The organism is Agrobacterium sp. NPDC089420 (genome assembly GCF_044900305.1).
Classification (GTDB): Bacteria; Pseudomonadota; Alphaproteobacteria; order Rhizobiales; family Rhizobiaceae; genus Agrobacterium.
Genome location: NZ_JBJDMY010000007.1, coordinates 1 through 25,622 on the forward strand (window position 1 = coordinate 1; position 25,622 = coordinate 25,622).

General features: G+C 60.4%; 31 protein-coding genes. 14 read left to right on the plus strand and 17 right to left on the minus strand.

Annotated features, from left to right (window positions below; genetic code table 11):
- Positions 1-229: 229 nt before the first annotated feature.
- Both ACI2KA_RS12640 and ACI2KA_RS12645 read right to left on the minus strand, forming a co-directional pair.
- Positions 230-1,270, minus strand: a complete 1,041-nt coding sequence (locus ACI2KA_RS12640; protein ID WP_035222987.1) for a GlxA family transcriptional regulator — start codon at positions 1,268-1,270, stop codon at positions 230-232.
- 269 nt (positions 1,271-1,539) lie between these two features.
- Positions 1,540-1,758 carry a hypothetical protein gene (locus ACI2KA_RS12645; RefSeq protein ID WP_404502507.1) on the minus strand — a complete coding sequence of 73 codons (219 nt, stop codon included), beginning with the start codon at positions 1,756-1,758 and terminating at the stop codon, positions 1,540-1,542.
- Positions 1,759-1,997: 239 nt separating this feature from the next.
- Between ACI2KA_RS12645 and ACI2KA_RS12650 the strand changes: the two genes are divergently transcribed.
- A complete protein-coding gene (locus ACI2KA_RS12650; RefSeq protein ID WP_404502509.1) occupies positions 1,998-2,936 on the plus strand; it encodes a LysR family transcriptional regulator in 939 nt (312 codons plus the stop codon).
- Between the two features lie 27 nt (positions 2,937-2,963).
- On the opposite strand, the gene ACI2KA_RS12655 is transcribed toward ACI2KA_RS12650, so the two are convergent.
- Positions 2,964-3,884, minus strand: a complete 921-nt coding sequence (locus ACI2KA_RS12655) for a methylenetetrahydrofolate reductase (RefSeq protein WP_404502511.1) — start codon at positions 3,882-3,884, stop codon at positions 2,964-2,966.
- A gap of 88 nt (positions 3,885-3,972) precedes the next feature.
- Positions 3,973-4,749 (minus strand): formyl transferase, encoded by a 777-nt coding sequence (locus tag ACI2KA_RS12660; protein ID WP_404502977.1) that lies wholly within the window; start codon positions 4,747-4,749, stop codon positions 3,973-3,975.
- Between the two features lie 192 nt (positions 4,750-4,941).
- Here ACI2KA_RS12660 and ACI2KA_RS12665 point away from each other — a divergent pair, with 192 nt between their 5' ends.
- Both ACI2KA_RS12665 and ACI2KA_RS12670 read left to right on the plus strand, forming a co-directional pair.
- On the plus strand, positions 4,942-5,103 hold the full coding sequence (locus ACI2KA_RS12665) for an entericidin A/B family lipoprotein (protein WP_004442283.1): 162 nt from the start codon (positions 4,942-4,944) through the stop codon (positions 5,101-5,103).
- A 106-nt stretch (positions 5,104-5,209) separates the two neighbouring features.
- Complete coding sequence (locus ACI2KA_RS12670; RefSeq protein WP_404502513.1) at positions 5,210-5,974, plus strand: phosphodiester glycosidase family protein; 765 nt, start codon at positions 5,210-5,212, stop codon at positions 5,972-5,974.
- 70 nt (positions 5,975-6,044) lie between these two features.
- On the opposite strand, the gene ACI2KA_RS12675 is transcribed toward ACI2KA_RS12670, so the two are convergent.
- Positions 6,045-6,395, minus strand: a complete 351-nt coding sequence (locus tag ACI2KA_RS12675; RefSeq protein WP_404502515.1) for a hypothetical protein — start codon at positions 6,393-6,395, stop codon at positions 6,045-6,047.
- Positions 6,396-6,785: 390 nt separating this feature from the next.
- A complete protein-coding gene (locus tag ACI2KA_RS12680; protein ID WP_404502517.1) occupies positions 6,786-7,112 on the minus strand; it encodes a hypothetical protein in 327 nt (108 codons plus the stop codon).
- Between ACI2KA_RS12680 and ACI2KA_RS12685 the strand changes: the two genes are divergently transcribed.
- Positions 7,111-8,514 (plus strand): L-serine ammonia-lyase, encoded by a 1,404-nt coding sequence (locus ACI2KA_RS12685; protein ID WP_404502519.1) that lies wholly within the window; start codon positions 7,111-7,113, stop codon positions 8,512-8,514. The two genes, ACI2KA_RS12680 and ACI2KA_RS12685, sit on opposite strands and share 2 nt — an antisense overlap.
- A 65-nt stretch (positions 8,515-8,579) precedes the next feature.
- The gene (locus ACI2KA_RS12690) at positions 8,580-9,014 is read left to right on the plus strand and encodes a DUF1489 family protein (protein WP_404502521.1); all 435 of its coding nucleotides are present in this window, start codon (positions 8,580-8,582) and stop codon (positions 9,012-9,014) included.
- Between the two features lie 96 nt (positions 9,015-9,110).
- Here the strand turns inward: ACI2KA_RS12690 and ACI2KA_RS12695 are convergent, their stop codons facing one another.
- Positions 9,111-9,716, minus strand: coding sequence for a transglutaminase-like cysteine peptidase (locus tag ACI2KA_RS12695; RefSeq protein ID WP_404502523.1), 606 nt, complete (start codon positions 9,714-9,716; stop codon positions 9,111-9,113).
- Positions 9,717-9,955: 239 nt separating this feature from the next.
- On the opposite strand from ACI2KA_RS12695, the gene ACI2KA_RS12700 reads away from it, so the two are divergent.
- On the plus strand, positions 9,956-10,246 hold the full coding sequence (locus tag ACI2KA_RS12700) for a hypothetical protein (RefSeq protein WP_404502525.1): 291 nt from the start codon (positions 9,956-9,958) through the stop codon (positions 10,244-10,246).
- A 176-nt stretch (positions 10,247-10,422) separates the two neighbouring features.
- Here ACI2KA_RS12700 and ACI2KA_RS12705 read toward each other — a convergent pair whose 3' ends face one another.
- Both ACI2KA_RS12705 and ACI2KA_RS12710 read right to left on the minus strand, forming a co-directional pair.
- Positions 10,423-11,040: a PilZ domain-containing protein gene (locus ACI2KA_RS12705; protein ID WP_404502527.1), complete on the minus strand. Its 618-nt coding sequence runs from the start codon at positions 11,038-11,040 to the stop codon at positions 10,423-10,425.
- Positions 11,041-11,223: 183 nt separating this feature from the next.
- Positions 11,224-11,781: a PAS domain-containing protein gene (locus tag ACI2KA_RS12710; RefSeq protein WP_404502978.1), complete on the minus strand. Its 558-nt coding sequence runs from the start codon at positions 11,779-11,781 to the stop codon at positions 11,224-11,226.
- Positions 11,782-12,134: 353 nt separating this feature from the next.
- On the opposite strand from ACI2KA_RS12710, the gene ACI2KA_RS12715 reads away from it, so the two are divergent.
- Positions 12,135-12,872: a rhomboid family intramembrane serine protease gene (locus ACI2KA_RS12715; protein WP_404502529.1), complete on the plus strand. Its 738-nt coding sequence runs from the start codon at positions 12,135-12,137 to the stop codon at positions 12,870-12,872.
- A gap of 177 nt (positions 12,873-13,049) precedes the next feature.
- On the plus strand, positions 13,050-13,484 hold the full coding sequence (locus tag ACI2KA_RS12720; protein ID WP_404502531.1) for a CBS domain-containing protein: 435 nt from the start codon (positions 13,050-13,052) through the stop codon (positions 13,482-13,484).
- A gap of 51 nt (positions 13,485-13,535) precedes the next feature.
- On the opposite strand, the gene ACI2KA_RS12725 is transcribed toward ACI2KA_RS12720, so the two are convergent.
- The 4 genes from ACI2KA_RS12725 to folE form a co-directional block, all read right to left on the minus strand.
- Entirely contained in the window at positions 13,536-13,892 is a 357-nt protein-coding gene (locus ACI2KA_RS12725; protein ID WP_404502533.1) for a hypothetical protein, read from the minus strand.
- A 29-nt stretch (positions 13,893-13,921) separates the two neighbouring features.
- Positions 13,922-14,857, minus strand: coding sequence for a patatin-like phospholipase family protein (locus ACI2KA_RS12730; protein ID WP_404502535.1), 936 nt, complete (start codon positions 14,855-14,857; stop codon positions 13,922-13,924).
- A 95-nt stretch (positions 14,858-14,952) separates the two neighbouring features.
- Positions 14,953-15,405, minus strand: coding sequence for a phosphoribosyl-AMP cyclohydrolase (gene hisI / locus ACI2KA_RS12735; RefSeq protein WP_404502537.1), 453 nt, complete (start codon positions 15,403-15,405; stop codon positions 14,953-14,955).
- Positions 15,406-15,533: 128 nt separating this feature from the next.
- Complete coding sequence (folE, locus tag ACI2KA_RS12740) at positions 15,534-16,160, minus strand: GTP cyclohydrolase I FolE (protein WP_404502539.1); 627 nt, start codon at positions 16,158-16,160, stop codon at positions 15,534-15,536.
- A 282-nt stretch (positions 16,161-16,442) separates the two neighbouring features.
- Between folE and ACI2KA_RS12745 the strand changes: the two genes are divergently transcribed.
- The 4 genes from ACI2KA_RS12745 to thrS all read left to right on the plus strand — a co-directional run bounded on the left by ACI2KA_RS12745 (position 16,443) and on the right by thrS (position 19,899).
- Positions 16,443-16,889 (plus strand): iron-sulfur cluster assembly scaffold protein, encoded by a 447-nt coding sequence (locus ACI2KA_RS12745; protein WP_404502541.1) that lies wholly within the window; start codon positions 16,443-16,445, stop codon positions 16,887-16,889.
- 3 nt (positions 16,890-16,892) lie between these two features.
- Positions 16,893-17,252, plus strand: a complete 360-nt coding sequence (gene yidD, locus ACI2KA_RS12750) for a membrane protein insertion efficiency factor YidD (RefSeq protein ID WP_404502543.1) — start codon at positions 16,893-16,895, stop codon at positions 17,250-17,252.
- Complete coding sequence (locus ACI2KA_RS12755; protein ID WP_404502980.1) at positions 17,249-17,773, plus strand: DUF1697 domain-containing protein; 525 nt, start codon at positions 17,249-17,251, stop codon at positions 17,771-17,773. Before yidD ends, ACI2KA_RS12755 begins: the two co-directional genes overlap by 4 nt.
- A gap of 125 nt (positions 17,774-17,898) precedes the next feature.
- On the plus strand, positions 17,899-19,899 hold the full coding sequence (gene thrS / locus ACI2KA_RS12760) for a threonine--tRNA ligase (RefSeq protein WP_404502545.1): 2,001 nt from the start codon (positions 17,899-17,901) through the stop codon (positions 19,897-19,899).
- Positions 19,900-19,963: 64 nt separating this feature from the next.
- Here thrS and ACI2KA_RS12765 read toward each other — a convergent pair whose 3' ends face one another.
- The 4 genes from ACI2KA_RS12765 to ACI2KA_RS12780 form a co-directional block, all read right to left on the minus strand.
- Positions 19,964-20,758: an ABC transporter ATP-binding protein gene (locus tag ACI2KA_RS12765; protein WP_404502547.1), complete on the minus strand. Its 795-nt coding sequence runs from the start codon at positions 20,756-20,758 to the stop codon at positions 19,964-19,966.
- Positions 20,755-21,834 carry a FecCD family ABC transporter permease gene (locus ACI2KA_RS12770; RefSeq protein WP_404502549.1) on the minus strand — a complete coding sequence of 360 codons (1,080 nt, stop codon included), beginning with the start codon at positions 21,832-21,834 and terminating at the stop codon, positions 20,755-20,757. The genes ACI2KA_RS12765 and ACI2KA_RS12770 overlap by 4 nt, the downstream gene beginning before the upstream one ends.
- Positions 21,834-22,985, minus strand: a complete 1,152-nt coding sequence (locus tag ACI2KA_RS12775; protein ID WP_404502550.1) for an ABC transporter substrate-binding protein — start codon at positions 22,983-22,985, stop codon at positions 21,834-21,836. The genes ACI2KA_RS12770 and ACI2KA_RS12775 overlap by 1 nt, the downstream gene beginning before the upstream one ends.
- A 313-nt stretch (positions 22,986-23,298) precedes the next feature.
- Entirely contained in the window at positions 23,299-24,291 is a 993-nt protein-coding gene (locus ACI2KA_RS12780; RefSeq protein WP_404502552.1) for a hypothetical protein, read from the minus strand.
- A 110-nt stretch (positions 24,292-24,401) separates the two neighbouring features.
- On the opposite strand from ACI2KA_RS12780, the gene ACI2KA_RS12785 reads away from it, so the two are divergent.
- A complete protein-coding gene (locus ACI2KA_RS12785) occupies positions 24,402-24,983 on the plus strand; it encodes a nitroreductase (RefSeq protein ID WP_404502554.1) in 582 nt (193 codons plus the stop codon).
- Entirely contained in the window at positions 24,983-25,600 is a 618-nt protein-coding gene (locus ACI2KA_RS12790; protein ID WP_404502555.1) for a flavin reductase family protein, read from the plus strand. Before ACI2KA_RS12785 ends, ACI2KA_RS12790 begins: the two co-directional genes overlap by 1 nt.
- The last annotated feature ends 22 nt before the right edge of the window (positions 25,601-25,622 follow it).

A 25,622-nucleotide genomic window follows, 5' to 3' on the forward strand; every position in this document is an offset into this window, starting at 1 on the left:
ACTGCTCGTCATCGCAAACGCCATTCTCAGGGACAAAACCACATTCAAAACATCCTGAGAATAATATCCACCAATACAGTTGCCAGCGCGATCAAGTCCTTGATCGCGAAAGACTCTTCTCACGGCGCAGACGCACCGTGGCTGGATGCCGGATCTAGTCCGGCATGACGGAGGAGAGGTTTTTGCTCTGAGACAAGTTCTGTCGCGTTTGAGGCCTTCAACTCCGCCTTCAATGCGCGGCCTTGCCTGCCTGGCTCGCCATCGCCATTCGCGAGGCGCTGATCAGGAGCTTGCGCTCGGCGCGCTCCTGCTGCGGCGTGCGATTGTAGATTTCGCGATAACACTTGGAAAAATGTGAGGCGGAGACGAAACCGCAGGCGACGGCGACTTCGACCACCGGCATGGCCGATTGCACCAGCAGGTGACGGGCGCGGTCGAGGCGGATTTCGAGATAATAGCGGGCGGGCGAACGGCCCATTTCCTGGCGGAAGAGGCGCTCCACCTGCCGGCGCGACAGATCGGCGGCGTCGGCGATGTCGAGCAGCGACAGCGGCTCGGCGAGATTGCCTTCCATCAGTTCGATGATCGAGAGCACCTTGCTGTTCTGCACCCCCAGGCGGGCGCGCAGCGGCAGGCGCTGGCGGTCGTTGGGGCTGCGCACCCGGTCGGTCAATTGCTGTTCGCAGACGCGGTTGACGAGGTTTTCGCCGAAATCCTGGCCGATCAGGCTCAGCATCATGTCAAGCGAGGCCGTGCCGCCGGCGCAGGTATAGATGTTGCTGTCGACCTCGAAGAGATCGGCATAGACCTCCACCTGCGGGAAGGCCTCGGAAAAACCCGGCAGGTTCTCCCAGTGGATCGCGCAGCGCTTGCCGTTGAGGAGGCCCGCCTGTGCGAGGATATGGGCGGCGGTACAGAGGCTGCCTATGGCGATGCCGCGATTATAGGCTTCGCGCAACCAGGCATTGACGGATTTGTTGATGTGCTGGTCCACATCGATGCCGGAACAGATGATCGCCATTTCCGGGCGATTTTCGCCGCTGACATAACGCCGCTCGTCGGCAAGACAGGTATCGGCCTCAAGACAGATGCCGCTGGAGGACATGACCTTCTGGCCATCGAGCGACGCGATGCGCCATTCATAGGCCTGATAGCCCAACATCCGGTTGGCGATGCGCAGCGTTTCGACCGCTGCGGCGAAGGGCAGCATGGTAAATTGCGGAATGAGAAAAAAGACGATTGAGCGCTTCTTCTGGGAATTCTTGCTCATTTGCCCGTGCTCCGTTGCGAATACGCAATTCCTCTCTTGGAATTGGTCTTCTGGATGTCCTGTTTACGACATCTTTAACGAAAAATACGCCGTGGAATCGGGGCTGTCAAAAAATCGCTTTTGAAATATGCAAAATTCACGACAAGCCTTTTAAAAAGGCGTTGTGTCGCATGTAAAACAGGCAGGCCGGTTTGCGTCGCCGCCGCGGCCGTCGGTCTCGGGGAGATGGTTCGCAGCTGTCGAAACGGTTGCGAACCACCGGCCACGGGTCATCTGCGGATGACGTTTATGCGATGGGTGTCTGTCGTCGGCCATCCGATATCCTTCAGTGTTTCAGGCGGCAACGCCTCCAGTGCGCGAAGCATCCTTGCGCGGCGCCAGGCTGCGTAACGCGCGGAAACGTGATCGGACAGGCGATGAAGCCAGTTGTGGGAGGAGGGGCGATGCGGAGAACGGTTCGCCGCAGGGAGATAATGTATCATGGTCATGTCTTGATCCTTTCCTGAACCACGATCGTTTGCGATGTCGGTATGCGCCTGCATATTCCATCAAACAAGAGAATGTATTTCATATCATTCATCAATTTTAAGAATGACTTTCCGAGGCGTCTGCCGGCTGTACCGGCCTTTCCCATTCGGGGCGGCTCCGCACATCGGGCAGATGACGTGCGGTCCTCGTCATTCGATGTCCCGGATGGTGCGCGCTTGTTGACATTCAATCAAACGAAATGATATCCATCTATAAATCAAAATATTTGAAGGTGCGTGCCATGACCGTGACTTTCCGCCAACCGCTGCCGTTGCTGGATAACGACATATTGAGAACCTTCGTCGCCATTGCGGAAACGGGAAATTTTTCCACGGCCGCCGAAGTGGTGTTCAGAACGCCTTCCGCCGTTTCCATGCAGATCAAGAAGCTCGAGGAGCAGCTGAAGACGACGCTGTTCCTGCGCGACGCCCGCTCGGTGACATTGACGGCGCATGGGGAGACGCTTCTGACCTATGCGCGGCGCATGATCGCGCTGTCCAACGAAGCCGTGTCGCGTTTCGTCATGCCCGAGCTTTCCGGGGTCGTGCGTCTCGGCGCGCCGGAGGATATTGGCGAGCGTGGCCTGCTGCCGGGCATTCTCAAGCGTTTCGCCGAGGCCTTCCCGGGCATCATGATCGATGTGACCATCGATTCCAGTTCCAATCTCTACAAGCGCATGGACGAGCAGCGGCTCGATCTCGCCCTCATCAACTGCGCCTCGCATCCCTTAAGGAATACGGGCGAGGTGCTGATGCGCGAGCGTCTCGTGTGGGCCGGCGCCAAATGCGGCACGGCCTATCTGCGCGACCCTCTGCCGATTTCCATCTGGGAAGAGGGCTGTATCTGGCGGTCGGAGGCGATCCATTCGCTGGAAAAGCGCGGACGCAATTTCCGCGTCGCCTATCTCAGCGGCCATACGATGGCGCAGCGCGCGGCGATTGCCGCCGATCTTGCCATTGCGCCGCTGCCGCGTTCTTATGTGCAGAACGACATGGTCATTCTGGGCGACAAGGAAGGCCTGCCGGAACTTGGCTGTTTCGATATTCGCCTGATCACCGTTGACAAGCCGTCGCGCCCCGTTCTTGCGGTGGCGGAAAGCATCCGCAATGCCTTTGTCGAGGCTGCCAAGGCGGCCTGACAACGGGGCGGGCGCAGGGCGGCGTCGTCAGACGGCGACGGAATCCGGCGATGCGGAACGGTCCGCGTCGCCGGTTTGCCAGCTTCCGCGTTTGACCAGCCAGTCGGAGGATGCCTGCAACCCGCCAAAGGGGAAGACGTGAATTTGCCGGATCGGCCCCTGCGGATTGGCCTGCCAGTGCTGCTCGATCGGCCCGACGATGCTTTCCGGCGAGTGGCCCTTGGCCAGGGTCGTGAGCGACAGCGCATTCTTCTTGAGATAGGCGATGGAATTGCCCACGCCGCACAGTGCGGCATATTTCAGCAGCGTCGTGATCCTGGCCGGGCCGGAAACGCCGATATGTACCGGCAGGTCGATGCCGGATGCGGCAAGCCCTTCCGCCCAGGCGATGAAGCGTGCGGGATCGAAACCGAACTGGGTGACGATGCGCATCGCCGCATCGCTTCTTTCGGCAAAGTCGCGTTTCAGCCGCAATGCCGCCATCGCCGTTTCGTCGCTGAAATCGGGACTGCCTTCCGGGTGACCGGCAATCGCGATCCGGCTTATTCCGTGACGGTCGAAAATACCGGTGGAGAGCATGTCCATGCTGGAGGCGAAAGGACCGGCCGGCCTGTCGACGCCGCCGCCGACAACCAGCACGTCCCTGACCCCCGCTTCGCCCGCCAGCCGCTTCACCTGTTCGTCGAATTCCCCGCGTGAGGCGATGCGTCGCGCCGCAAGATGCGGCACCGGTTCGTAACCGAGATCGCGCAGATGTCTCGCCGCATCGACGAGCCTTTCCTGCGAGGCCGCGCCGGTATCGGTCAGATAGACGCGTACAGCCTGCGGAAAAACACCGGCCAGGCTTGCCGGGCCGAGCACCTGCGCAGGTGAGGCTTCAATGGAGGCGGGGATGATGGAAGAGGCGGAAATATCGGGCAATTTGTGCTTGATCCTTTTTATCATCATGCACCGATTTTGCGGCGAAGTCTGTGCCTGTTGCGGCAAGACAGCCCTGCATCTGCGACGACGCTAGGCAACAGGGCGCGGCGCGGGGTCACCAGATGCGTTTCGTCATGCCGTTCCACAGCCAGGTCCAGATCGTCGGCGGAAAGCGTAGCACTGATTTTCCGGATGAAGGCGGCTGCGGCGCGAGGCTGCCGGAAAGGGCGTCTTCGATGGCGTTGACGGCGATATCCACCGAGGCGGCGGTGAGAAGCAGCGGATAGGTGGCTATGGTGTCGGCAGGCGAAGGTTTGAGCCGTTTTTCATAGAGGATGGCGCCGGTATCGACGCCCCTGTCGACCAGATGTACGGTCGCGCCGAAATTGCCGCGGTCCCGTTCCACCAGCGCCCAGTAACCCCCCATCTGGCCGCGATAGGCGGGATTGATGCCGGCGTGGAAATTGATGACCGGGCATTGCAGGGCCTGCAGTGTCGCCGGTGTCAGAAGGCGGCAGGAAATGGTGAAGATCGCCGCCGGCTTCAGCAGACTGGCGGCCCTGTGGCAGTCCTCGTCGTTCAGCGCGGCAAAGTGCGAGACGGGGATGGCAGGGTCAAGTTCGGCGCAGAGGCCGTGTGCGGCGATGATCTGCTGGCTTCTGCGAAGCGTGAAGCGTTTGCCGAGGCGGGAGGCGACCATCGTCGCCATCTGGCCCGCGGCGGCGATCCAGCCGAGCCGCCGTGCACGCCGCCGCAGAATGGCCGACTTGCTTTCCGGCTGCTCCAGGAAGACGTGAATATCCGGAAAGCGGGCGGCCAATGCATTGATCATGACATTGGGGTTCACGCCGCCCGCCGTCATCACCAGAAGCCGATTGTTGATGTCAGTCATATCACCCACGGGACTTTCCTCAACCATGATCCGTCCACGGAGTTTCTCTCGCGAAGTTCAAAACCCTGTTAATTTTCATCGACAGGAATTTTTGAAATGCCGCTGGAACCGATTTTCGGGACTCACGTTATTGTGACGCATATCACATCGGCGCTTGCCTTTGGACGGCAAGTCATAGGGGAGTAGTTTCAAATGATCACACGCATTCTTTCGACCGTTTTCGTGGCTCTGTTGACCGTCGTGACCTTGAGTTCCTGCGGCAATACCATTCGCGGCATGGGCCGGGATACGGCAAATGCCGTTGACGCGACACAGGATGCCGGCCGCAGCGTAGACCGCGCAGCGCGTCGTTAATCACAGCTCCCCTCCCGGAAAGGCGTTACCCGAAAAGCCGGGTGACGCCTTTTCTTTGTCCGAATTTCCCTGCGAATGTGCGCTGATGCGAATCAAGGGGGCGGGCATGATGGCATCGATGAAAAAACTGGCGCAGTTGCTGCTGCCATTGTTCCTGCCTTTTTCGGCGCATGCCGGCGGGCAGGCGGATTTCTGCAGGAGCGTGGAGCACGCGGGCGGGCGCTACACCGTCTGCAGTTTCGATCCGGCGAAAAATACCATCCGCATCTACGATCGCGATCATGTCTCCGGCCAGGGATACCGGACCTTTGCCGACCTGTCCTCCGCCCTGTGGCGGCAGCACATGTTCAGCATCTTCGCCATGAATGGCGGCATGTATCATTCCGATTATTCTCCGGTCGGCCTCTTCGTCGAAAACGGCATCGAACGTTCGCCGGCCAGCACCCGCGGCGGCTGGGGCAATTTTCACCTTCTGCCGAATGGCGTGTTTTATCTGAAGGGCGCCAAGGCCGGGGTGCTGGAGACGCAGGCCTATCTGGCGGCGGATCCCAAACCCGATTTCGCCACGCAGTCCGGCCCGATGCTGGTGATCGACGGCAAGCTGCATCCGCGTTTCTTGCCGGACAGCGACAGTCTGAAGCGGCGCAACGGCGTCGGCGTCTCCCGCAACGGCATGGTGCATTTCGCCATCTCGGAAAATACCGTGCGCTTTTATGATTTCGCCACCCTGTTCCGCGATGTGCTGGATGCGCCCAATGCGCTTTATCTCGACGGCACGATATCCAGTGTCGATATTCCCGCGATGAAGCGGCGGGACGCGCTGTTTCCAATGGGGCCGATCATCGCCGTCGTCGACAGGGTGCCGGATTAGGGCACCTTTGCTTTTCCTCGAATGGCGAAACCGCTCCACACTTCCGCTGGAAACGCTCTAGCCGGAAAGATCAGATCGGCGCTTTGGGATAGGCTTTTTCCAGGCCGGCCGATGCCGTCAGCCCCTTGCGGAAGGCGAGGTAGGCCGGGTGCTGGCTGGCCCTGGCAATTTCCGCAAGGCGGATCTGCAGGCGGGCAGGGGCATTGCCGCCAAGCCATTCGCCGGCCGCTTCCAGCTTCAGGCTGTTGAGGAAGCGGGCATCGGCCTGCCGGTCGAGATAAAGATCGAGGCCGGCCAGCAGGTTTTCATCCTGGAGCGCATTTTCCATCAGCAACGATACCCAGGCCTTGTCCTCGCTTGTCAGCGAGGTCAGTTTCGATGCGACCGTGTCGCGGTCGGGAAAAGAGGATGCCTGCTGCATGGAGAGACTCGCATCGTTGCTGTTGTCTTCGTCGATAAAGCAGCGCCTGCGGCCTTTCAAGGCGCGGCGTTTCGGCGGCATTAATTCGACCGTTGCGTGCCGCCGGCAGGGGTTTTCAACAGGCGTTTGTAGAGAAGCTTTAAATAACAGTTACACTTTAGACTAAATTGAGGCGATGCCAAAAACGGCGCCTTTTGCAGCCTCGGGCTAACGCGTTGTTTTTTCATATACCTATGCACCGAGCGAATGGCAGACCGGCGAAAACGCCTTCATTTAGCCGCTTTTTGCATTTGCCTTCGCCGTCGGATTTTAATAAATGCTTCTCCCACGGGCCGGGTCTTGAAGATCGCTCGGAGAGTGAATAGCTGGAGTAATCATGGAAGAAACCGCTCAGAAATCCTGCTGGGGCGTCACCTTGCGCGCACTTGCAGGCTTTGCCGCTTTTCTCGCATTGACGTACATTTTTGGCAGCCCATAAGCACTTCTCCTGAATTGACGGGTTTTGAAACGGCGCGGTTCTCCTCTGGAGACCGTGCTGTTTTCGTTTGAGCGGCTTTCATGTCGCAGCCGCAAAAGCCGGTGACGCTCTTCGTTCTTGCCGAAGCGGCGGATTTTTCCGAAAATCGCGATACACTTTTGCGTCCGATGCGCCGGTGGCGATCCATTGCGGCTTTGGATATGATGGTGGCGGAATCCATCAGTCAGGAAAAACTTCATGTTTCTTTCGGTCTTCGACGTCTTCAAGATCGGTATCGGTCCTTCAAGTTCCCACACGATGGGGCCGATGACGGCGGCCAACCGCTTTCTGGCGCTGATCCTCAGCGACGAGTGGCCGCGTCCGGCTGGGGCGCATGTGTCGCGCCTGAAGGTCAGCCTGCACGGCTCTCTCGCCTTCACCGGCATCGGCCATGGCACCGGTCGCGCCGTCATTCTCGGCCTGACGGGCGAGCGGCCCGACCTCGTTGATCCCGACGCCATGGATGCGATCATCGAGACGGTGGAAAAGGCTGGTACGGTCACGCCGCCCGGTCATCCGGCCTATGAGTTCCGGCCGGCCGAGGATCTGGTGTTCGACAAGAAGAACCCGCTGCCCGGCCATGCCAATGGCATGACCTTTTCCGCCTTCGACAATCAGGGCCGGCTGCTGGTCAAGCGCATCTATTATTCGGTCGGCGGCGGCTTTGTCGTGACCGATACCGAATTGGAGGCGATCAAGCAGCGCGGCAAGACCATCGATAACGGTCCGCGTGTGCCCTATCCCTTCGCTTCGGCAAAGGAAATGCTGGAAATGGCTGCGCGTTCCGGCCGCACCATTGCCCAGATGAAACGGGCGAACGAGGAGACCGTAGTGTCCCGCGAGGCGCTGAACGAGCGCCTGGACCAGATCTGGGACGCCATGAATGGCTGCATCGAGCGCGGGCTGAAGGTGGACGGCATCATGCCGGGCGGCCTGAAGGTGCGCCGCCGCGCCCGCTCGATCTATGAGAAGCTGAATGCGGAATGGCGCAGCAACCGGCTGAACCCGGTGATGGCGAATGACTGGCTGAGCGTCTACGCCATGGCCGTCAATGAAGAAAATGCCGCCGGCGGCCGGGTGGTCACCGCGCCGACCAATGGCGCGGCGGGCGTCGTGCCGGCCACGGTGCGATATTTCCGGCACTTCCATGAGGATGCGACGGTGGACGACGTGCGCGACTTCCTGCTGACGGCGGCGGCGATTGGCGGCATCATCAAGCACAATGCCTCTATTTCCGGCGCGGAAGTGGGCTGTCAGGGCGAAGTCGGATCGGCGGCGGCCATGGCGGCGGCGGGTCTTGCCGCGGTCATGGGCGGATCGCCCGAACAGATCGAAAATGCCGCCGAAATCGCGCTTGAGCATCATCTCGGCATGACCTGCGACCCGATTGCCGGGTTGGTGCAGGTGCCCTGCATCGAACGCAACGCGCTGGGCGCCGTCAAGGCGGTGACGGCGGCGTCGCTGGCGCTGAAGGGCGACGGCCAGCATTTCGTGCCGCTCGACGCCTGTATCGAGACGATGCGCCAGACGGGCAACGACATGAGCGAGAAATACAAGGAAACCTCCACCGGCGGCCTCGCCGTCAACGTTGTGGAGTGCTGAGCGGGCAGGGCGCCCGGCATCGTCCAGATGCTTGACGCCCGCCGCAAAAAGGCATTGATAGGGGCATGCCTCTACATCTCATCAAACTTTGCGTCGGCGCGGATTCACTCCAGGATTTGAGAGACTGGGTCGCTGAGCGCTCGCTGACCGCCATGGCCGCAGGCCTGGAGCCGCATAGCGTGCACACCACGCGGATGATCCCGAAACGGGTCGAGGAATTGCTGGAAGGCGGTTCACTTTACTGGGTCATCAAGGGACAGGTGCAGGCGCGGCAGAACCTCATCGATATCCGTTCCTTCAAGGGGGAGGACGGCATTTCCCGCTGCAACCTCATTCTCGGCCCCGAGGTCATCGAGACCTCGCCCGCGCCGAAACGGCCGTTCCAGGGCTGGCGTTACCTGAAGGACGACGAAGCGCCGCGCGATCTCGGCGGCGCAGGCGGCAGTGAAGACATGCCTTCCGACCTGAGGCGCGAACTCGCCGAGCTTGGCCTGCTCTGATCCTCGGTGATGCCTTACGGAAATGAAAAAGCCGGCTTCCTTGCGGGGCCGGCTTTTTCATTCGGGGAGATGTTATGGTTTTGAGGTCAAATGGTTTTACCGGATGCCGCCGACCGCATTCGTCGCGCGGCCATCCTGAATTTTCACCCAGCGGCCCGGATTGGCGGTGTCCTGGCGCTTCAGATAGGTATATTCGGTCTCCGACCAGTTCATGACCTTGTTGCGCATGTTGTCGAGAACGAAATCGCCGCGGTCGGTGCGGACCGTCAGAACGGCATGGCCTTCGCCATTTGGCTGCAGAACCACGGTGATGAGCAGGTTGGAGGCGGAAAAGCCCTTGTTCATCAGCATTTTGCGCTTCAGCAGCACGAAGTCTTCGCAATCGCCGACAGTGGTGGGGTAAGCCCAGCGTTCTTCGACGCCATAGATTTCCATGTCGGTCATCGGCGTGATGGTGGTGTTTACGGTGTAATTGACGTCGAGCATCGTTTTCCAACGCTCTTCCGTCAGCTTCATCGGGCCGGTATCCAGCGAGGTCGGCTGGCATTCGCTCTGATAGGTCTGGCAGAATTCATAATGGCCGATCGGCGGGTTGGCTTTGCCGATAACGCGCATGACGGCAGCCGGCGAAGCGCTGGCCTGATGGGCGAAGGCGCTGACTATGAATGCGATCAGCGTGAAAACGATACGGTTGTTGTTCATTGCTTGTCTCCCCGTGTTGGAGAGACATTCGCAGGTATATTTTGACCCGGCGGAAATTTGGGTGAGGCAATTTGATCTTAAATTTCAGCAAATTAGCCGTTGTTTTGAACTGTATTTGAGTGAGTTTTTACGCGTGTTTGAGGCAAATTTTATTACAATTTTAGCGGTCGCGGCCTTAGGATTTCGGTAGCCATACAGGTGGCTGTATTCAAAGCGGTTTTCGGCGCGGTGCTATTTTTATGATCCTGTTCGGCACATCGGCGGCAAGTCTCGAAGAGGCGGATTTCCCGTTTTGGGATAAGTGTTTCAGGTGGGAACAGACCACAAAGGCGGCCAAAAAAACTTTGAAAAAACTGCTTTTTTCTTTGAAAAATGTCTCCTGCCGATTTTTCCGGGGGCTTTTTTTGGTGTTCCTGGCCGGTCTGGCGCGCAATTGTTCCGGGTCGCCGCGTTTTTCGAGCGGCATGCCGCGCATGTGCCGGATGTCAGGGCATGAAAATGGAAATTCGCCAGCGAGAGCGGCAGAGTGAAGCGTCGGACGCCATGAGCGGCGTTTGAGCCTGACGCTGCGGCGAAGGATAAGGCATGGATTGTCATGCACCGGCTCGGCGATCGCCTCACTCAGGAGGTGATGGCAAGCGTTATGCGCGCGGAAAATGCCGCGTGTATTTTACCGGTGCAAACCGGTCGCGTCTGTCGGCGCGCTCTAGAGAAATTCGATCAGCGCGTCGGGTGATTGTACCCGGTCGAACTCCACCGCGACGCCTTCCATGAAGTGGCGTACGATCTTGCCGCTCATGTTCTTGCCGAGCTGGACACGGCTGCCGAGCGGCGGCCGGTTTTCTATTTCGATTGCGGCGCCCGAGAGCGACAGGTCGATCAGCCGGCAGGCGACAAGCACGCCGTCTTCCAGCACCAGCTGCGCTTTGGCGTTGCGCGGCGTCAGGCGGTCATGGCGGCGGTCTTCCGGCAGGCCGAGCAGCTGACGCTTGGCGATCCAGGCGAGCTGGGCGGCCAGCTTCTCGCGCTTGCGTTCGGGCGCATTGATGGCGATGAGGAAGCCCGATGCGGTCAGCGCCGTCACCGTGCCTTCGATCCGGCCGATATGCTGGAGATAGGCGATGACGCGATCGCCATTGCGGGCGATGCCCGGGCAGGTGAACTGCGCCCGTTCGGCGGTCATCTCGGTCGCGGTGCAATCATATTCTTCATGGTCGGGCAACATCAGGCGGCCGGTGAAGGACACGCGGACGGCGTCGTCGAGATGAGCTTCCTCAACCGGGCGCAGGATTTGGGCGGTGTTGACCGAGCGGGACGAAAACATGAAGCAGCGCAATTGTAATGAATGATGATGGTCAGTTTGTACCTTGCGCGAGTTAACAGACTGTATTGTTTAATCTCTACAATTTTTCTGATCGGCAATATCGTTACGGCTTTGGCGTATTTTGTTGCAGGCCAGGGCCGGTTGCCGCCTTCCCGCTGCCGACCGGAACGCCGTGCGGCGCTTTCAAAAACGCCCCGCACTCGGCGTGCTGAGGGACCCCGGCTCCGCCGAACGTCCCGCCGGCGCGATGTCCAAACGCAGCAGGCGGCTGCCTTTCATCGACAGGCACTGAATTGGCGCGGCGAATTCATGTCGCGACCGTTCCGGAAGCAGCGCGCCAAGCAGCCTCGGCGCAGTGTCAATATCCGTCCGCAGCGGCAGCAGCAGCATCTCGAACGCCAGCGGCGCGGCGCCGTAATCGTCCTCCGCTTCGATATCGAAGACGACCGGCAACTGGTGTTGCAGGATGCCGCGTGCAACGCGGCAGGGGAAGGTGGCGTTTGTCGGCTGCCACAGTTCCGAAAACGGGCGATCCCGCAATTCGCGGCCGAACAGGTCGCACAGACGGGTGCCGGCGAGGCGGAAGAACGGGGTGTTCTGTCCCTTGTCCGTCAGGATGAAAAGGTCGCCGAGATGGTGTTTCAGCTTCGCGGGATCGATATCCTCGCGGTGCGGCGCGGCTTTCCTGCCGCGCAATTCGTCCCAATAGGCATATATGTCCAGTCCGGCCATGCTCTTCATAGCATTTCTCCATGTTCGTTTTTGGGACATCATGTCCATCCGAACGTCCGTATGTGGAGGCGATGCGATTTTCGTGCCACGCGGTTTTGTTAAGGTTAACAAAGGGTTGATATTGCGCGGCGGCAAAGCGCGTGGCATCGAGGCGGCCATGTCAGGGAAAGCTCCCGTCAGCACACTTCATGGCCGCGCCGGTGATCTTGCGGCCTGGCCCAAGCCGGACCGCCTTTGGCGACGGCGCTGGAACCGGTTCTGGTTTTTGCGTCATTTGCTCGAAAGGCAGGACGGCTTTTTTTTCGCCCGGGCTTCCTATATTGCTCGCAAGACAGAAATTTCGACAAGACAGGGGTGGGATCATGTCCTACGGGGACGGCGAACAGCCGCCGGTTTCGCAAGCGCCGGAACCGAAAGACGACACGAGCAATCCCGTCTTCAACCTGCCGCCGCTCCTGGTCGGCATATTGGCGGCGCTGCTCTTTGCCTATGTGGTTCCCGCCTATCTCCTGTCGGAGGAGGGCAATGGCTGGTTCGTCTTCACCTTCGGCTTCATTCCGCTGCGTTATGCCGTGCCTTTTTCGCAGCAGGGTCTGGAATGGCTCTGGACGCCGGTCACCTATTCGTTCCTGCATGGCGGCATCGAGCATATCCTGTTCAACGGATTGTGGCTGATGGCCTTCGGCGCGCCGGTTCTGCGTCGAATCGGGCCATGGCGTTTCGTGCTGTTATGGGGCATTTCCGCTGCCGTTTCCGCCTTTGGCCATGCGGCGCTGAACTGGGGGGACGTGACGGTGCTGATCGGCGCTTCCGGTGTCGTTTCCGCGCTGATGGGCGCGGCCTGCCGTTTTGCCTTTCCCGCCCGCGGCGGCTACAGCGCCTCTTTCGGCCACCTCATGCCGCGGCAGAGCATTCTCGGCGCGTTGTCCAACCGAACGGTGCTGATCTTCACGCTGATGTGGCTGTTCGGCAATGTGCTGATCGCGGTCGGCGTGCCGCTGTTCGGCGATGTCGGCGGTGAAATCGCCTGGGACGCGCATGTCTTCGGTTTTGTGCTCGGCTTCCTTTTCTTCGGCCTGTTCGACCGCCCCTTGCGCTAGAGCGGGCCGGACGCTCGCCGGCGCGATCACGCTCCTTGTCGGCCATGGCGCAAATTTGCGCGGGCGCGTCCCATCCGGGATTGCATTCACGCCGGCCTCAGCGCACGATACTTCATGATTTGCAACCGCCGGGGGAGACTGCGGCGCGCTGCGGATTGCGGAAAACAGGAGGAAGGCATGCCAACATTCGTAAAGGATCTTCTCGACCGCAAGGGCAGGGACGTCGTGACGGTCGGGCCGGAAGTCAGCATCGGCGAGGCGGCGGGAACGCTGCATGCACACAAGATCGGTTCCGTCGTCGTGACCGATGCCGACGGTGTGGTGCTCGGCATCTTCACGGAGCGCGATCTGGTAAAGGCCGTCGCAGCCCAGGGCGCCGCTTCCCTTCTGCAATCCGTTTCGGTGGCCATGACCAAGAACGTCATCCGCTGTCATCACAATTCCACCACCGACGAGCTGATGGAAATCATGACGGGCGGGCGGTTCCGTCATATTCCGGTGGAAGAGGATGGCCGCCTTGCCGGCATCATTTCCATCGGCGACGTTGTTAAGGCGCGCATCGGCGAGATCGAGGCCGAGGCCGAGCATATCAAGGCCTATATTGCCGGATGATCCTGCGTCCCGGCGTCGGACAGCTTGAAAAGCTTCAGTCTCGGGCCGGGTTCACACATCACCCTTGGTGATAAGTCGCCATGCGAGAAAGTCGGCTATCTTGGCCGATATTTCCCCATAGAAGTTTTGCTGCTCATCATCGGAGCAGACGATTTCAACCCGATTAAACTGTGGAATGAATGTGCCGCTGCTGGACCAGTTGCCATCGGCCCTTCCTTTCACAATGGTGATGTCGATCCACGGCTGGCCTTCCGCCGATGCAAAGGTGACGTCATTTGTCCGTTTGAGTTCGGGCTGTCGTTCCAGAAACCCGATCAATCGATTCGTGTCGCACAGTATGTTTTCGTCGGTCGGGGGCAGGACTGAGATATACCAATACATGCTCTCACCATGGCTGGGTGTTTCCATCTATCCGTTTTGCGCTTTAAAGCGGTACGCTAGCGCCGGAACGCCTGCTGCATGCGCTCCAGTTCCGGAATGCGGGAGCGTGTTTCCTCATAGCCCCTGTCGATGGCTTCGCTGGCGCGGTGGAATTCCGACAGGCCGATATCGTTGATGCGCGGGTGCAGCATGAGGTCCGGCGGATCGCCGGCCAGACGCGAGCGTGAAATTCGGTCCTGAATGATGTTGAAGGCCTGCACCATGACGCCCGGCAGGCCGGGGCGCGGGGCGCTGTCCGTCGCCGATGCGCCGCCGCCCGTCGAGGATGCGGCGTGTTTGACCACGGCGGAGCGGCCGAAAAGATCGTAATTGAGGTTGACGGCGACAACGAGCGCCTGCTCATAGGCCCGGCAAACCGAAACCGGCACGGGGTTGACGAGCGCGCCGTCGATCAGGGTGCGGCCGTTGCATTGCACGGGTTCGAAAATTCCCGGCAGCGCATAGGATGAACGAAGCGCCGTGACGAGATCGCCCTGATGGATCCAGACCTCGTGGCCGGTGCGCAGTTCGGTGGCGACCGCGATGAAGGGGTGTTCGAGGTTTTCGACGCGCAGGCCTTCCAGATGCTCCTGCATGCGTTTGGTCAGCCGCATGCCGCCGAAAAGTCCGCCGCCGCCGATCGTCAGATCGAGAAGGCCGGCGATGCGGCGCATCGTCAGGGAGCGGGCGAATTCTTCCAGTTCATCGAGCTTGCCGGCGAGATAACAACCGCCCACCAGGGCACCGATCGAGGTTCCGGCAATCATGCCGATCTTCACGCCGGCCTCGTCGAGCGCCCGCAGGACGCCGATATGCGCCCAGCCGCGGGCGGCGCCGCCGCCGAGCGCCAGCGCAATGCGGCGCGTATCGACACGCGCGTCGACGACGGGTGGCTCAAGGTCTTCGGGGTTTCCAGCCGCAAGCTGATTGTGACGATTTCCCCATCCCAACATGACCGCACTCCCTGCCAGTTCAATAAGGCTCCGCCCTTATCCCCGGAACCCGCTATATTGGTAGCAAATTGGTGCGGCCGATGGAAGGCGGCCGTTCAGGTGCCGGAATAGGTGGTCGCCGGATCGAAATGACGGGTGTCGTCGGTAATCGTGGTCACGGCCCTGCCATCGGCCAGCTTCACCGTGCGGTAGAAGCAGGAGCGGCGACCGGTGTGGCAGGTGGCGTCGTGGCCGGCGACGGAGACCTTCAGCCAGACGGCGTCCTGATCGCAATCGGTACGGAATTCCTTCACCGTCTGCAGGTTGCCGGAGGTTTCGCCCTTTTTCCAGATCTTGCTGCGCGAGCGGCTGTAATAGTGGGCGATGCCGGTTTCCAGCGTCAGCGACAGTGCCTCGGCATTCATATGGGCGACCATCAGCAATTCGCCGTCACGGGCGTCGGTCACCACGGCGGTGACCAGCCCGTGTTCATCAAATTTCGGTGAAAAAAAGCCTGCGTTTTCGAGCGCTTCCTTATCCGCAGGCGCGGATGGAAAGGGAATGGACATGGTAACCCCGGAAACTGAACTGGCGGAACGGTCAGAGCGGCGAAAAAACGGAATCGATTCCGCCGCTCCAGGATTTATCTGATCACCGGATTTGCCGTAAACCGCGCTTGCGCGTGTCCGTCCGATGTCTAGCGGTTCCGCACCATGGTCATGAAACGGACCTGCTCTGCCGGGTCGTTCTTGAACGTGCCGGTAAAGCTGGTGGTCAGCGTCGTCGATCCCTGCTTGTTGACGCCGCGCATGGACATGCACATATGTTCGGCGTCGATCATGACGGCGACGCCGCGCGGTTTCAACGTCTCCTCGATCGATCTTGCGATCTGCGCCGTCATGTTTTCCTGCGTCTGCAGGCGGCGGCCGAAGATTTCGACGACACGGGCGATCTTCGACAGGCCAAGCACGCGGCCGGCCGGAAGATAGGCGACATGCGCCTTGCCGACGATCGGCACCATATGGTGTTCGCAATGGGAGAAGAACGGAATGTCGCGCACCAGCACGACATCGTCATAACCGCCGACTTCCTCGAAGGTCGTGCCGAGCACGTCCTGAACATTCAGCTCGTAACCGGCGAATAGCTCGCGATAGGCCTTGGCAACGCGCTTGGGCGTATCCAGCAGGCCTTCGCGGCCGGGGTTTTCTCCTGCCCAACGCAAAAGAACACGGACTGCCTCTTCTGCTTCCGCCTGGCTTGGGCGAGCCTCGGCCACGTCGGGTTTTGCGCCAGCGCCGGGGAAATTCTTCACGATCGCATCCATTTCGTCTCTCCCGATGCGGGTAAAGGCCGCACCTGAATTCGTTTTTCATCGCGAACTCATGTTCGCAGCTGCTGCTATCTGGTTGTTTTACAGCGTTTTGGCAAGGCCGCTGCTGTTATTTCGGTATCGGAGCCGTTAATGTGATCACGGCTTGATGTCCAGAAAGCTCGTTAGCATATAATGAGAATGAAGGGCAGGAAAGCTTCACCATGACAAACGCTATGTTTGAAAAATCTGACCTGTCCTGTTTTTGGGCATTCTTGAGCGCGCCGGGCACTGACGATGGACGACATCTACAATAATCGCATTCTGGAATTTGCCGGAAATATTCCGCTCATCGGCGTCCTGGACGATGCCGATGCCAGCGCTGAAAAACACTCGCGGCTGTGCGGTTCGAAACTCAAGGTCTATCTGAAGGTCGAGGGCGGCATCGTGACGGCTTTCGCCCATGAAGTGCGCGCCTGCGCGCTCGGCCAGGCGTCCGCCTCCATCATGGCGCATCATATCGTTGGCGCTTCCAGCGGCGAGATCCGGCAGGCGCGGGAAGATATGCTGGCCATGCTGAAACAGGCCGGCGAGGGGCCGACAGGTCGTTTCCAAGACATGCGGGTGCTGCAGCCCGTGCGCGATTTCAAGGCGCGCCACGCGTCCACCATGCTGACATTCGAAGCGGTTGTCGATGCGCTCGACCAGATCGAAGGCCGGTCGGTTCTGAATGCCGCGGGTTAGGCGATGTGCGGCGAACCGGGCTGCCGGCACCAGCAGACAGCGGTGAAAACCGGGCGATCCCGCAATTGGGCGGGCAGCTTCGCCAAGACACCGGGACGGCTTTTCGGCGTCGGCTTTATCAGGCTGTATCAACTCACGCTGTCGGGCTTCATCGGCAATTCCTGCCGCCATATCCCCACCTGTTCCGAGTATGGTTATGAAGCCATCGCCCGTCACGGGCTTTGGGCCGGCGGATGGATGACGCTGTTTCGTGTCGGCCGCTGCGGGCCGGGCGGCACCAGCGGGCTGGACCCGGTGCCGGAGGTGCTCGGCGAAAAGCAGCGCTGGTGGGCGCCATGGCGTTACTGGAGCCGGCATCGATGAGCGAATATGTGGCGCTGCTGCACAGCATCGTTCTGGGGGCCGGCAAGCGGCTTGTCATGGCCGATCTCAGGGCGCTGGCGAAAGGGCTGGGGTTTGCCGAATGCAGGACGCTGGTCGCGACTGGAAATCTGGTTTTTCGCGCCGAGGCGGCGCCTGTTCGTGAGATTGAGGGCAGGCTGGAGCGCGCCTTTGCAGACCGCTTCGGCAAACATGTCGATATTCTCGTTCGTTCGGGCGACGACTGGCTGAAGCTGGCGGCGGACAATCCCTTTGCCCAAGGCAATCCGCCGGATGTCTGCGTCCGGGTGATGCGGGCGCCGTTGAACAACGGTGTCCTTGAATTGCTGGAAAAATACCGCGAGAGGGAAAAGATTGCTCTTGCCGGCGGTGATCTGTGGATCGATTTTGGCGGCAAGCCCAGCGAGAGCCGGCTGCTGTCGGTGCTGACCACCAGAAGGCTCGGTATCGGCACGACCCGCAACGCCAATACGGTGAAGGGACTGGCGGAAATGCTTCGCTGAACCGCCTTCACCTTTGACTGGAATGGCAAAAGCCTTTATCAGCCTGCGTGCCCGTTCAAAGTCGGGCGATTTTTATTCCAACACCACCCGCATTCGTTGGCGGGACTGGACAGGAGCACGAGACGATGTCTGAAGCCATTTCCCTTACATTTCCCGATGGATCCGTGCGCAGCTACCCCGCCGGTACGACCGGCCGCGAGGTCGCCGAATCCATCTCCAAATCGCTTGCCAAGAAGGCCGTCGCCATTGCGCTTGACGGCACCGTGCGCGATTTGTCCGAGACCATCACCGATGGCAAAATAGAGATCGTCACGCGGGAAGACGGGCGTGCGCTGGAGCTCATCCGCCACGATGCCGCCCACGTCATGGCGGAAGCCGTGCAGGAACTGTGGCCCGGCACGCAGGTGACGATCGGTCCCGTCATCGAGAACGGCTTTTATTACGACTTCGCCAAGAACGAGCCCTTCACGCCGGAAGATCTGCCGAAGATCGAAAAGCGGATGAAGGAAATCATCCAGCGCAACAAGCCGTTCACCCGCGAAATCTGGTCGCGCGAAAAGGCCAAGGAAGTCTTCGCCGCCAAGGGCGAGAACTACAAGGTCGAACTCGTGGACGCGATCCCGGCAGGCCAGGACCTGAAGATCTATTATCAAGGCGACTGGTTCGATCTTTGCCGTGGCCCGCATATGGCCTCCACGGGCCAGATCGGCACGGCCTTCAAGCTGATGAAGGTGGCCGGCGCCTATTGGCGCGGCGACAGCAACAATGCGATGCTGTCGCGCATCTATGGCACCGCCTGGGCGACGCAGGAAGAGCTGGACAATTACCTGCACGTTCTGGCCGAAGCCGAAAAGCGCGACCACCGCCGCCTCGGCCGTGAAATGGACCTGTTCCATTTCCAGGAAGAGGGGCCGGGCGTCGTCTTCTGGCACGGCAAGGGCTGGCGCATGTTCCAGACGCTGACGGCCTATATGCGCCGCCGGCTCGCCAACACCTATCAGGAAGTCAACGCGCCGCAGGTGCTCGACAAGTCTCTGTGGGAAACCTCCGGTCACTGGGGCTGGTATCAGGAAAACATGTTCGCGGTGAAATCCGCCCATGCCTTTACCCATCCCGATGACGAGGAAGCCGATCAGCGCGTCTTTGCCTTAAAGCCGATGAACTGCCCGGGCCACGTGCAGATTTTCAAGCATGGCTTGAAGTCCTACCGCGAAATGCCTGTCCGCCTTGCGGAATTCGGCACCGTGCATCGTTATGAGGCCTCCGGCGCACTGCATGGCCTGATGCGCGTTCGCGGCTTCACGCAGGACGATGCGCATGTCTTCTGCACGGAAGAGCAGATGGCGGCGGAATGCCTGCGCATCAACGACCTGATCCTTTCCGTCTATGAGGATTTCGGCTTCAGCGAAGTCGTCGTCAAGCTCTCCACGCGCCCGGAAAAGCGCGTCGGTTCCGACGATCTCTGGGATCGCGCCGAAAGCGTGATGATGGATGTTCTGAAGACCATCGAGGAACAGTCCGAAGGCCGCATCAAGACCGGCATCCTGCCGGGCGAGGGTGCGTTCTACGGGCCGAAGTTCGAATATACGCTGAAGGACGCCATCGGCCGTGAATGGCAATGCGGCACGACGCAGGTGGACTTCAACCTGCCGGAGCGCTTTGGCGCCTTCTATATCGACCAGAACTCCGAAAAGACGCAGCCGGTGATGATCCATCGCGCCATCTGCGGCTCGATGGAGCGCTTCCTCGGCATTCTGATCGAGAACTTCGCCGGCCACATGCCGCTTTGGTTCGCGCCGCTCCAGGTCGTGGTCGCGACGATCACCTCGGATGCGGATGATTACGGCCGTGAGGTTGCCGAAGCGCTGCGCGAGGCGGGCATGGCGGTCGAGACCGACTTCCGCAACGAGAAGATCAACTACAAGATCCGCGAACATTCGGTGACCAAGGTTCCGGTCATCATCGTCTGTGGCCGCAAGGAAGCGGAAGAGCGCACCGTCAACATCCGCCGTCTCGGTTCGCAGAACCAGACGCCGATGTCGCTCGAGGAGGCGATCACCAGCCTCGTGGACGAGGCGACGCCGCCGGATGTGAAGCGCAAGCTTGCGGCAAAGAAGGCTGCATGACGCAAAAGGGGACCGGTAACCGGTCCCCTTTTTATTTTGACGATTTTTGGATCTGACGCCGGATTTACCCGGAGACCGCCGGAATGACCGCCAGCGGGTAGATCGCCGAATAAGCCCCGTTATCGACATCGACCATGCGGCATTCGACCCGGTATAGCCGCGCCAGTTGTTCGACGGTGAGGATTTCACGCGTCGGTCCCTTGGAGATTTCCTCCCCCTGGTCAAGCAGCAGCGCCAGATCGGCATAACGCGTGGCGAGGTTCAGGTCATGCAGGATCGTGATCGTGACGATCCCGTGCTCGCGCGTGTATTTCTGAACAACGTCCAGCATATGCAGCTGATTGGCGAGATCGAGCGCCGAGGTCGGTTCGTCGAGGAGCAGCAGTTTCGGCTGACGCACGAGCGCGAGCGCGAGTGCGATCATCTGGCGCTCGCCTCCCGAAAGGCCGGCAGGCGTTGCGTGCGTGAACCGTTCCAATCCCAGCACCGCCAGAATATTTTCGGCGCGCCTGCCGCTTTGCGGCGTCGCCCGCCAGCTATGGCGGCCGCCGTTCTGCGCCAGCATCAGCAGTTCGAAGACGCTGAGGCGAACGGAAAGATGCGAGGTGTCCTGCGCCACGTATCCGACGAGATTGGCGCGGGCGGAGGGCGGCATGGTCAGCAGGTCGGCACCGTCCAGAAGCGCCTGGCCGCGCGCCTTGCGCAGGCCGCACAGCCCTTTCATGAAGGTCGATTTGCCTGCCCCGTTGGGTCCGAGTACCGCCGTGACGATTCCGCCCTCGAGGCGAAGGCCGATATTTCTGACGACATTTTTCCCGCCGATGGCGACGTCGTAAGCGGAGAGTTCCAGTCTTGTCACAGGCCTCCTCCCTTCATGTTGCGCATGACCAGCACGATGAAGAAGGGCAGGCCGGTCAGCGCCGTGACCATGCCGAGCGGCAGGACGGCGCCGGGGACGATCATTTTGGTGGCGATGGAGGCAAAGGTCGCGAAAACCGCGCCGACGGCAATCGTCGCCGCTATACTGAAACGGTGGTCCTCGCCGACCAGCATTCGCGCCACATGCGGGGCGACGAGACCGATGAAGCCGATGATGCCGACCACGGCGGTCACCATGCCGGCAAGGAGGGCGGAGATGATCAGCATGACCACCCGCAGGCGCTTGACGTTGACGCCCAGCACCGTTGCCTGTTCACCGAAGCTTTTGAGCGCCGTCAGCGACCAGGCGTTAAGCAGCACCACGGGTATCAGAAGCGCGCCGGCGGCGGCGGTGATCGAAACCTTCAGCCAGGTTGCCCGTTGCAGGGATCCCATCAGCCAGAAGACGATGCTCTGCAGCTGATCGACGCTTGCCATATATTGCACGAGCGACAGCAGCGAGCTGAAAACGAAATGTAGGGCGATGCCCAGCAGCGTTACGGACTGGACGCTGGCGCCGCCGCGCGAAAGGCCCAGGACGAGCAGCGCCGCCAGAAGCGCGAATAAGAACGCGTTGACCGCCGTTATCAGTTCTCCGGGCAGCCACGGCAGCAGGCCGGCAAGCGATACGCTGTAACCGAGCGAGAGCGAAGCGCCAAAACCTGCCGCCGACGAGACGCCGAGCGTGAAGGGTTCGGCAAGAGGGTTGTCAAGGATCGTCTGCATCAACAGGCCGGAGAGCGAAAGGCTGATTCCGGTGATCAGCGCCATGAGCGTCATCGGCATGCGCAGTTCCCAGACGATAAAGACGGCGCCGGCATCCGCCGTTTCAGGCGACCAGAGCGCCAGCAGGACCGTCTTGAGCGGCAGCGTTCCCGAACCCAGCATGATGTCGATGATAAAGGCCGCCAAAGCCGCCAGGGCCAATACGATAACGATCGCCACACGGGTGGCGATCGTCGTCTGATAGCGGCTGGTGGCGGAAGCGTCCGCCAGCGGCGCGGTGCTGTCACTCATCAGTTGCCGGCTCCAGGCGCCTTGGCGCCAAAGACGACCTTCATGGTCTTCGGCAGGCCGGTGAACTCGGTGACGATCTTTTCCAGATCCGCTTCCGGATCCAGATTTTTCAGGGCATCCGGATAGAAGGCCTTCGCAAGATATTCGAGCGCATAGATGTTCATGGCGCTGGCATAAAGCTGATGATAGATGCCGTAAACGCGGTCGTTCTTCACGGCCTTGATCAGGTCGAAGCCCTTGCGTTTTTCCAGCGCGCCGAGGGCGGCCTCGATCCCGGCCTTGTCCGCACCGATGCCGAAGGGCGGGGAGACGGAGCCGTCGTTGGAGAATGGCGAGCCGGTCATGACGAAAACATCGGGAGCCGACGAGATGATGGTTTCCAGCGTGACGTCGCCCGTGCGGCCCTTGACGAGCGCACTGCCGAGGTTGATGCCGCCGGCTTCGGAAACAAGCTTGCCCCAATAAACGTCGCCATGGGTGAAGCAGCAGGATTCAGGGCCTTTTTGTCCCGCCTTTGCCTCAACGAAGACTTTCGGTTTTTCCTTGCCTTCGATCGCCTTGTTGATCTCGGCAAGCCTTGCCGCATAAAAATCGGTATATTCCTTGGCTTCCTTTTCCCGGTTCAGGGCGGTGCCGAGCAAGGATACCGTTTTCGGCGCGTTGATCGCCGGCTCCAGCTCTGTGTCGATCAAGAGAACGGGGACGCCGAGGCTTTCGAAACGCTTGAGCGCATCGCCCTCCTCCAGCGCATTGCGGACGCGGACCTGGTAGATGATGAGATCCGGCTTGGCGGCGACGACCTGTTCGAAATTGATCTGGCCTTCGTCACCGAATTTCATGTCGACCGCCTTCGCGGCGCTTTCGGGCCATGTCGTCTTGAAGACGTTCCAGCTCTGGGGATCGGAGCGGGAGACGATGTTGTTCCAGGCGACCACGCGCTTCAACGGGTCGTCGCGATCCAGCAGCGAAAGCGCGAATATGTCGCGGCCGTCCTGGACCACGATGCGCTGCGGCTCGGATTTTATCTCGACGCTGCGACCGGAAATGTCGGTGACGGTAACGGGGTATTCTGTCGCCGCGGCGCTGAAAGCGGCCGCCGTGACCGTGGCGACGACGGCAAAGAATTTTGACAAATGACTAAATCGAGACACGGAACGTCCTTTCCTTAAGAAAGCAATGACAATACGCGCTCCCCCCGGCGTTCCTCACCGGTTGCCCGGCCGACGACTGCCCACGTCGAGGTTTCAATCGGCGTTAAATTTGATTATGTCAATCAAGTTTTGGCCCGCATGGCGGCCTGAACGCGCAGCCTGTGGATGCGGTGCGAATGAATTTTTCAGATGGGAGCGATTTTATCGGCGGATGGAGACGTTGAGACAGGTTTTTTGCGAAAACCGTCTCATTTCCGGGTGGCGTGACATGTTGTCGCTATCGGGCTGCTCCGCTCTTGCGGGGGAGTGCAGATCACTCGAAATCGCCGGTCATGTCTTCCGGCGCCTGGTCCTTCATCAGCACTTCCACATCGGAATCCCGGCCGGACGTGACCTTGAAGTTGCGCTGGAAAACCTTGTCCTTGTTGCGGGCGATGGCGGTATATTCACCTTCCGCCAGCACCATGGTCGAAAAGGCGCTGACGCTTTCATTCACCACGTCGCCGCCGCCGTTCAGCACCGACCAGGCGGTATCGGCGATGGCTTCGCCGCCTTCTTCGGATACCAGCTTCAGGGTGATCTGCGCCGCCCGGTGCTGCAGGGTCGCTTCGGTAAGCTTGCCGGCCTCCACCTGGATATCGGCGCGCACCACCGCGTTGACATTGCCATATTCGGAAACCACGTGATAGGTGCCGGCATTGAGGCGGACAATGGTGTTGGGCTTGATGTCGGCCATGACGAGGCCGCGTTCGCCATCGGCGCGGGCATCGGAGGAATAGACGGAAAATTTCAGCTGGTTGCCGGAAATCTGCCTGTCGGAGCCCGCGACCGCATTCAGCACGAAGCCGCCGGCGTCGAGGATGAGCACCTGCTTCTGGACGTTGCCGGAGGTCGGGACGTTGAGCTTCTTGGTGACCCCGGCGCGGCCAAAGGCGACGTTGACGAAATATTCGCCCGGCACCAGATGGAATTCCGCCGAGCCGCCTTCCGAGCTTGCCAGCATCGGCAATTTGCCGTCCGCACCCGGAATGGGGCTGAAGACGCGCCAGGACAGGCCTTCCTTCACCGCTTCGCCCTCGCTCGTCAGCTTGGCTTCCATGGCGATATCGCGGGCGGTGCTTTCCGGGGCGTTGGGAGTGGAAGGCGCGGTGAAAGCATTGAGTTTCGGCATTTTCGGCGTGCCGCCGAGCTGCTTGAAGTCCTTAAAGGCGTCCTGCGACAAAGCGGCTTGTGACAAAACGCCGAGCGCGGCGCATGCAATGGCGAGACATGTCGCGAATTTGGCCGCGATTTTGATTGCCGACATTTTCGATACCGATTGACTTCTTGATTTTCCCGCATCACTTCAAAACCAATGCCGTGGCTATTTCAAGGCCCATGTTTTCGCGATGACAGCAGAATGGAAGATTTTTGATCATGACAAGCGATATCAAGCTCCTCGACTATCTCAAGGTTCGCCGTTCGACGCCCGCCCTGCAACTTGCCGAGCCGGGACCTTCCAAGGGGCAAATCGAGGACATCCTGCGCCTTGCCGTCCGCGTGCCGGATCACGGCAAGCTCGCGCCCTGGCGTTTCGTGGTCTATCGCGGCGAGGAGCGCGTGCGTCTCGGTGAGACGGCGCTGCGGATCGCACTCGAGAAGAACCCCGCGCTCGACCCGCAGCAGCAGGAAGCAGAGCGTACCCGCTTTACCCGCGCGCCCGTCGTCATTGCCGTCATCAGCACCGCAAAGCCGCATTTCAAGATTCCGGAATGGGAACAGGTCATGTCCGCCGGCGCCGTGTGCCTCAACGTCATCTTCGCCGCCAATGCCAGCGGCTTTGCCGCGAACTGGCTGACGGAATGGCTTGCCTTCGACCCGGCCTTCCTGGCGCAAACCGGTGTCGGCCAGGAAGAGAAGGTGGCGGGCTATATTCACATCGGCTCGACGACATTCCCGCCGGTGGAACGGCCGCGGCCGGAGCTTGCCGATGTCGTCACCTGGGTTGGGGACAATTGATGTTCTACACCACCGACACCAACCAGCACGGTCTGCCGCATGATCCGTTCAAGGCCATCGTCGCGCCGCGGCCGATCGGCTGGATCGGCTCCAAGGGCAGGGACGGTTCCATCAACCTCTCGCCCTATTCCTTCTTCAACGCGATTTCGGACCGGCCGAAGCTTGTCATGTTCTCTTCCAGCGGCAGGAAGGACAGTCTGCGCAATGTCGAGGAGACCGGCGTTTTCACCGCCAATCTCGTCAGCCGTCACCTGATCGACCGGATGAATGCCTCTTCCGCACCGGTTGCCTATGATGTCGATGAATTCGCCCTTGCCGGTCTCACCGCCGTCGATGGCCGGGCGGTGGATGCGCCCTTGGTGGGCGAGGCGCTGGCCGTTCTCGAATGCCGCGCGACCCAGATACAGCAGCTCAGGGACATCGAGGATCGACCGACGGATTCGTGGATGGTGATCGGCCAGGTCATGGCGATCCATATCGATGAAACGATCATTCGCGACGGCCGTATCGACATGGGGCTTGCGCGACCCGTGGCGCGCATGGGCTATATGGATTACTGCGACGGCGGCAGCGATGTCTTCCAGCTGCAGCGACCGACCGCTGCCCCGTCAATATAGTCCTTCGCCGGCGAAGGTTAAT

Excerpts from the sequence above, each read along its gene's own strand:
- ACI2KA_RS12640 (WP_035222987.1), bottom strand. The coding sequence starts at position 1,270 with ATGAGCAAGAATTCCCAGAAGAAGCGCTCAATCGTCTTTTTTCTCATT.
- ACI2KA_RS12645 (WP_404502507.1), bottom strand. The coding sequence starts at position 1,758 with ATGACCATGATACATTATCTCCCTGCGGCGAACCGTTCTCCGCATCGC.
- ACI2KA_RS12650 (WP_404502509.1), top strand. The coding sequence starts at position 1,998 with ATGATATCCATCTATAAATCAAAATATTTGAAGGTGCGTGCCATGACC.
- ACI2KA_RS12655 (WP_404502511.1), bottom strand. The coding sequence starts at position 3,884 with ATGATGATAAAAAGGATCAAGCACAAATTGCCCGATATTTCCGCCTCT.
- ACI2KA_RS12660 (WP_404502977.1), bottom strand. The coding sequence starts at position 4,749 with ATGACTGACATCAACAATCGGCTTCTGGTGATGACGGCGGGCGGCGTG.
- ACI2KA_RS12665 (WP_004442283.1), top strand. The coding sequence starts at position 4,942 with ATGATCACACGCATTCTTTCGACCGTTTTCGTGGCTCTGTTGACCGTC.
- ACI2KA_RS12670 (WP_404502513.1), top strand. The coding sequence starts at position 5,210 with ATGATGGCATCGATGAAAAAACTGGCGCAGTTGCTGCTGCCATTGTTC.
- ACI2KA_RS12675 (WP_404502515.1), bottom strand. The coding sequence starts at position 6,395 with ATGCAGCAGGCATCCTCTTTTCCCGACCGCGACACGGTCGCATCGAAA.
- ACI2KA_RS12685 (WP_404502519.1), top strand. The coding sequence starts at position 7,111 with ATGTTTCTTTCGGTCTTCGACGTCTTCAAGATCGGTATCGGTCCTTCA.
- ACI2KA_RS12680 (WP_404502517.1), bottom strand. The coding sequence starts at position 7,112 with ATGAAGTTTTTCCTGACTGATGGATTCCGCCACCATCATATCCAAAGC.
- ACI2KA_RS12690 (WP_404502521.1), top strand. The coding sequence starts at position 8,580 with ATGCCTCTACATCTCATCAAACTTTGCGTCGGCGCGGATTCACTCCAG.
- ACI2KA_RS12695 (WP_404502523.1), bottom strand. The coding sequence starts at position 9,716 with ATGAACAACAACCGTATCGTTTTCACGCTGATCGCATTCATAGTCAGC.
- ACI2KA_RS12700 (WP_404502525.1), top strand. The coding sequence starts at position 9,956 with ATGATCCTGTTCGGCACATCGGCGGCAAGTCTCGAAGAGGCGGATTTC.
- ACI2KA_RS12705 (WP_404502527.1), bottom strand. The coding sequence starts at position 11,040 with ATGTTTTCGTCCCGCTCGGTCAACACCGCCCAAATCCTGCGCCCGGTT.
- ACI2KA_RS12710 (WP_404502978.1), bottom strand. The coding sequence starts at position 11,781 with ATGAAGAGCATGGCCGGACTGGACATATATGCCTATTGGGACGAATTG.
- ACI2KA_RS12715 (WP_404502529.1), top strand. The coding sequence starts at position 12,135 with ATGTCCTACGGGGACGGCGAACAGCCGCCGGTTTCGCAAGCGCCGGAA.
- ACI2KA_RS12720 (WP_404502531.1), top strand. The coding sequence starts at position 13,050 with ATGCCAACATTCGTAAAGGATCTTCTCGACCGCAAGGGCAGGGACGTC.
- ACI2KA_RS12725 (WP_404502533.1), bottom strand. The coding sequence starts at position 13,892 with ATGGAAACACCCAGCCATGGTGAGAGCATGTATTGGTATATCTCAGTC.
- ACI2KA_RS12730 (WP_404502535.1), bottom strand. The coding sequence starts at position 14,857 with ATGTTGGGATGGGGAAATCGTCACAATCAGCTTGCGGCTGGAAACCCC.
- hisI (WP_404502537.1), bottom strand. The coding sequence starts at position 15,405 with ATGTCCATTCCCTTTCCATCCGCGCCTGCGGATAAGGAAGCGCTCGAA.
- folE (WP_404502539.1), bottom strand. The coding sequence starts at position 16,160 with ATGGATGCGATCGTGAAGAATTTCCCCGGCGCTGGCGCAAAACCCGAC.
- ACI2KA_RS12745 (WP_404502541.1), top strand. The coding sequence starts at position 16,443 with ATGGACGACATCTACAATAATCGCATTCTGGAATTTGCCGGAAATATT.
- yidD (WP_404502543.1), top strand. The coding sequence starts at position 16,893 with ATGTGCGGCGAACCGGGCTGCCGGCACCAGCAGACAGCGGTGAAAACC.
- ACI2KA_RS12755 (WP_404502980.1), top strand. The coding sequence starts at position 17,249 with ATGAGCGAATATGTGGCGCTGCTGCACAGCATCGTTCTGGGGGCCGGC.
- thrS (WP_404502545.1), top strand. The coding sequence starts at position 17,899 with ATGTCTGAAGCCATTTCCCTTACATTTCCCGATGGATCCGTGCGCAGC.
- ACI2KA_RS12770 (WP_404502549.1), bottom strand. The coding sequence starts at position 21,834 with ATGAGTGACAGCACCGCGCCGCTGGCGGACGCTTCCGCCACCAGCCGC.
- ACI2KA_RS12780 (WP_404502552.1), bottom strand. The coding sequence starts at position 24,291 with ATGTCGGCAATCAAAATCGCGGCCAAATTCGCGACATGTCTCGCCATT.
- ACI2KA_RS12785 (WP_404502554.1), top strand. The coding sequence starts at position 24,402 with ATGACAAGCGATATCAAGCTCCTCGACTATCTCAAGGTTCGCCGTTCG.
- ACI2KA_RS12790 (WP_404502555.1), top strand. The coding sequence starts at position 24,983 with ATGTTCTACACCACCGACACCAACCAGCACGGTCTGCCGCATGATCCG.